At 67.6% G+C, this 4,491-nt stretch carries 4 protein-coding genes and 1 pseudogene; 2 read left to right on the top strand and 3 right to left on the bottom strand.

Features of this window, described 5'->3' with window-relative positions; translation table 11 throughout:
* A pseudogene (locus IE243_RS22165) lies at window positions 1-193 on the top strand (porin); the annotation flags it as partial.
* 81 nt (window positions 194-274) lie between these two features.
* On the opposite strand, the gene IE243_RS22160 reads toward IE243_RS22165, so the two are convergent.
* Both IE243_RS22160 and cobS read right to left on the bottom strand, forming a co-directional pair.
* On the bottom strand, window positions 275-880 hold the full coding sequence (locus tag IE243_RS22160; protein WP_191321466.1) for a histidine phosphatase family protein: 606 nt from the start codon (window positions 878-880) through the stop codon (window positions 275-277).
* Window positions 877-1,641, bottom strand: a complete 765-nt coding sequence (gene cobS, locus IE243_RS22155; protein ID WP_191321465.1) for an adenosylcobinamide-GDP ribazoletransferase — start codon at window positions 1,639-1,641, stop codon at window positions 877-879. Before cobS ends, IE243_RS22160 begins: the two co-directional genes overlap by 4 nt.
* A gap of 416 nt (window positions 1,642-2,057) precedes the next feature.
* On the opposite strand from cobS, the gene IE243_RS22150 reads away from it, so the two are divergent.
* The gene (locus IE243_RS22150; protein WP_191321464.1) at window positions 2,058-3,728 is read left to right on the top strand and encodes an alpha/beta hydrolase; all 1,671 of its coding nucleotides are present in this window, start codon (window positions 2,058-2,060) and stop codon (window positions 3,726-3,728) included.
* 98 nt (window positions 3,729-3,826) lie between these two features.
* Here the strand turns inward: IE243_RS22150 and IE243_RS22145 are convergent, their stop codons facing one another.
* A complete protein-coding gene (locus tag IE243_RS22145; RefSeq protein ID WP_191321463.1) occupies window positions 3,827-4,294 on the bottom strand; it encodes an SRPBCC domain-containing protein in 468 nt (155 codons plus the stop codon).
* Window positions 4,295-4,491: the final 197 nt, after the last annotated feature.

The following is a 4,491-nucleotide window of genomic DNA, read 5'->3' as shown; positions in this document are numbered from 1 at the left end:
GTTCGTCGGCCTGACCAACCTGGTCTGGTCGCCGGTCAAGGACCTCGATATCGGCGTTGAGGCGCTGTACCAGCGCCTCGACATCGCCAGGGGTCGCGTCTACGACGCCAACAAGGGCGGTGCCCTGACAGGCAAGACCACCACCTATGACGATAACTGGCTGACCCGCCTGCGTATCGACCGCACCTTCTGAGCCCGGTCCTCGGGCAGGCTTGCGTAATGCGGTTCGCGCTCCGTCGTTTCCTGGAGTGGGCGCCGCACTCTTTGCCTGATGTCAGGGGGAGGGCGCCAGGCCTGGCCAGCCGGCAAGCCGGTTGATCCAGGCGACGCGCCAGCCGCCTGACATCTGTTCGAGCAGCGTGACCGACAGTGGTTCAATGACGAGGCTGAGCGCTGTCGCCGGCCGCATGTCGAGCGCCACGGCGACGGCGGCCCGGATGGAGCCGGAATGGGTCACGACGATATGGTCGCCGTCAGCGAGGGATGCGAGAAAATCGCCGACCCGGGCGATCTGCTGGCTGAAACTTTCACCGCCTGGCGGAGCGTTGCTGGCGGCGTCGCGCCAGAACAGCACATAGGCGTCGCCCAGCTCCGCCGCCAGATCGGCGTGGCGGCGGCCGGTCCAGTCGCCAAAATTCTGCTCCGAGAGCCGGCGGTCAATGGCTGGCGCCAGTTCAAGCGCCGTCGCGGTCTGCCGCGTTCGCAACGCCGGGCTGCACCAGCTGGTCGCGGCGGCGGCCGACTGACGCAAGGCCGACCGCGTTGCTGCGACAAGCGCCCCGTCGCCAACATCCGCCGGCGCTTCCGGTCCGTGGATCACGCCCGCCGGGCCCGCCACGGGCGCGTGCCTGACCAGGAAAATCCGGCGCATTCCGTTCATGCGGCGGCCCCGGCCATGGCCGCGAACAGCAGCAGCAGGGCCATTTCGGCGACCTGTTCGGCGCAGCCAAGCACATCGCCGGTGTAGCCGCCGAGCTGGCGCATCGCCAGCCAGCGCACGGCAAGCGCGCTGACGATGGCCATGCCGACCGCTGCGACAAACCAGGTCTTCGGCAGGCAGACAGCGGCGATGACCAATGCTGCGATCGTGGCCGACACCACCACATGCAGTTCGGGTCGCCCGGCCGAGCTGGCAAGGCCATCCCTCCGCGCCTGGGGGGTCCAGCGGCTGATCGCCGCCGGCGACATGCGGCCGAGGGCGCCGCAGGCGGCGAGGGCGGGGATCGCCATCGGCAGGGGCAGCGCGGCCAGGGCCGTGACCCTGGCGATGGCGGAAAACACGAGAGCCAGGGCGCCGAAGGTTCCAATCCGGCTGTCGCGCATGATTTCCAGCCGGCGCTCCCGCGTGTAGCCGCCGAGGCCATCGGCCATATCGGCCAGACCGTCCTCATGCAGGGCCCCGGTCAGCATGGCGCTGGCGAGAAAAGCGATGGCCCCGGCGGCGGGCAGGGGCACGCCGGCGTTGGCAAGGCCCAGATAGACCAGACCGGTGGCGACACCGATCAGCGCGCCAATCGCCGGAAAAACCCGGAGGCAGCGGGCGATGTCCGGTTTGTCGACCGCGCCGGCGGGAATGCGGGTGAGGAAACCGGCGGCCACCTGGAAATCATCCCGCAGCTCCAGCAATATCGACCTCACCATGATCTCCTCCGGGTCATGCCGGCGTCCGTCGTCGCGGAGCCCTGCGGCAGGCCTCACCGCATATCGTTTACGCCCGTCCGGCGCCAGCGGTTGGTGACGCCCGGACGGCGCAAGGCATTTCGGGCCGGGACATGCGCCACGCTGGGTTGTGCGTTGCAGGTCGCGGATGCGCCCCCGCATCTTTGCGATCCGCCATGAAAGCGACAGGCGATGGACCTTGACGCCGATGCATGGCATTGCCGGAGCACAGTCTGGCGTTAACCCGGCGCAAGCTGGCGCCCGCGCGGGGGCGTTCGTTCCCGACTGGAATGTCTCCTGCAACGAGCGTCGGCCGCCCGGCCCGGCGCCTGCCCGCGGGAGGCAGGCGTTCAGGGGCAGGCAAGAGATCAGGCAAGAGATCAGGCAGGAGACCAGGTATGTCAGATGGCAGGACCGGCTGGCTGTTGCGGCCTGTTTCAGGCGCGGGGGGTATTTTTGCCCTGCTGGCCCTGGCCGCAGCGTTAACGCCGGGGCTCATTCCCCGAACCTGGATCACCCAGGGCGCGCTTTCCGGTTGCGCCGCCGCGTCCGGTTACGCTGTTGGCGCATTTCTGGGCTGGCTATGGCGGTTTCTGGAGCTGCCTGATCCGGAGCGCGTCTGGTTGCGACTGGCGCGCGTGGCGGCGCTGGCTGGCGGCGTGACCCTCGTAGGCTACGCCATGTGGTTTGCCCGCGCCTGGCAGGACGACGTGCGACAGCGCATGGGCATGGCGTTGACGGGGCGGTCTGACGCGCTGGAGGCGGCTTTGCTCGCCGTTCTGGTTTTTCTGCTGCTGCTGGCTCTCGGGCGATTGTTTCAACTGGTGCTGCGGCATGTGGCGCGGCGGTTTTCACGGGTGGTTCCGCCAAAGATCGCGGCCCTGCTCGGCAGTGTTTGCGCCGTGTTGCTGTTCTGGAGCGTGTTCAACGGCGTGCTGCTGCGGTTTGCGCTGCACGCGGCTGATTCATCCTACGCCGCCGTCGACGCCCTGATTCCAGCCGAGAGCGCTCCCCCGGACGATCCGCTGGTTCCGGGCAGCCGCGCCTCGCTGGTCCGCTGGGAAGATCTGGGCGCGGCCGGGCGCCGCTTCGTGGCCGGAGCGCCATCGCCGGAGGTCCTGTCCAGGTTCGCTCCGGGGCCGGCCGTCCGCCCCTTGCGGGTTTATGTGGGCCAGCGCGCCGCTGAAACGCCACGTGAACGCGCGGCGCTGGCGCTGGCCGAAATGAAGCGCGTCGGCGCGTTCGACCGCAAGGTTCTGGTCATCATCACGCCAACGGGCACCGGCTGGGTCGATCCTGGCGGCATCGATACGCTGGAATTCCTGCACGGCGGCGACGTCGCCAGCGTTGCGGCGCAATATTCCTATCTGGCGAGCTGGCTCTCGCTGCTGGTGGAGCCGGGCTATGGCGCGGACATGGCGCGGGCCCTGTTCCTGGAGGTCTATGGCTACTGGACAACGTTGCCAAAGGCCACGCGGCCGAAGCTCTATCTGCACGGGCTCAGCCTTGGCGCCATGAACGGCGAGCGCTCCGCTGAACTGTTCGAGGTTATCGGCGATCCCTACCAGGGGGCGATGTTCGCCGGTCCCCCGTTTCCAAGCCGCGTCTGGCGGACGATTACTGACAACCGCAACCCCGGTTCGCCCGAATGGTTGCCGCGCTTTCGCGATGGCGCGCATGTCCGCTTCACCGCCCAGCGCAACGCCCTGGAAGATCAGGGCGCCCCATGGGGACCGATGCGCACGGTCTATCTGCAATACGCCAGCGATCCGGTGACGTTCTTCAGCTTTTCATCCTTCTATCGCGAACCTGACTGGATGAAGCCGCCGCGTGGCCCGGACGTATCGCCGCTGCTGCGCTGGACGCCAGGCGTCACCTTTCTCCAGCTGGCGCTCGATATGGCGATGGCGACGACGACGCCCGCCGGCTACGGCCACGTCTACGCGGCGGGGGACTATCTGGACGCGTGGCTGGCGGTAAGCGCCCCGGAAGGCTGGACGCCGGAGCGCATCGCCAGGCTGAAGCAATATTTCGCCAGTAGCGACGAACAACCGGGCGTTTCGCCATGATCGGGCGTGATGCGCAGATACAGGCGCATCCGCCTGGCGGGCCCAATAGCCGCGCCGGCCTGATCTGGTTTCCGCGGGCGTCTCGCAGCGCGTAGACGTCAGCCGGCCGCCTCCGCTTCGCAAAGCGCCTTGAGCTGGTCGGCGACAATGCCCCAGCCTTCTTCAAAGCCCATGGCCTGGTGGCGACGCATTGCCTCTTCCGTCCAGTGTCGCGCGCGCGCCGTGTAAAGCGCTCCGTCCCCATCCGGCTCCACTTCGAAGAAGCCGACCATGAACGGCTCTTTCGGCGTGAAATCGCCTGAAAAGGCGTCCGTCACGACAAAACGGCAGCCCGGCTCCCAGGCGAGATAAACGCCCTCATTGCGGATTTCCTCGCCGTCCGGCCCATACATGACGCTGGTCTCGCGCCCGCCAGCGCGGGCATCGCGCGCCACCACCTCGTAACGCCAGGGTTTGGGGCAGAACCACTCGCTGGTGCGCTCAGTCATCGCCCGCCACACCAGTTCCGGCGGCGCCGCGATATGGCGGCTGACGCGTAATTCCCAGCCGTTCGTGCTGTCTGTCATGGTCCGTTTCCTGCCAGGGTGTTTTTAGGGGAGCACACGCTGCTCCGCCGCAAGTCCGGGTCGTGAAGAAAGTCGGGCCCGGTTCAGGGCGCGCCTTTCGCCTGTGCGCCGAGCGCAACCAGCGGCGCGAAGCCGCCATAGAGCGGTTTTCGAACGTCTAGAATCATAAGAGGTTCCCCCTTCGCGAGATTTCTGAT

The sequence above is a fragment of the Camelimonas fluminis genome (assembly GCF_014656355.1).
Taxonomy (GTDB): Bacteria; Pseudomonadota; Alphaproteobacteria; order Rhizobiales; family Beijerinckiaceae; genus Camelimonas; species Camelimonas fluminis.
The sequence above is the reverse complement of the archived record's forward strand: the minus strand, read 5'-3'. Positions and strand labels throughout refer to the sequence as shown.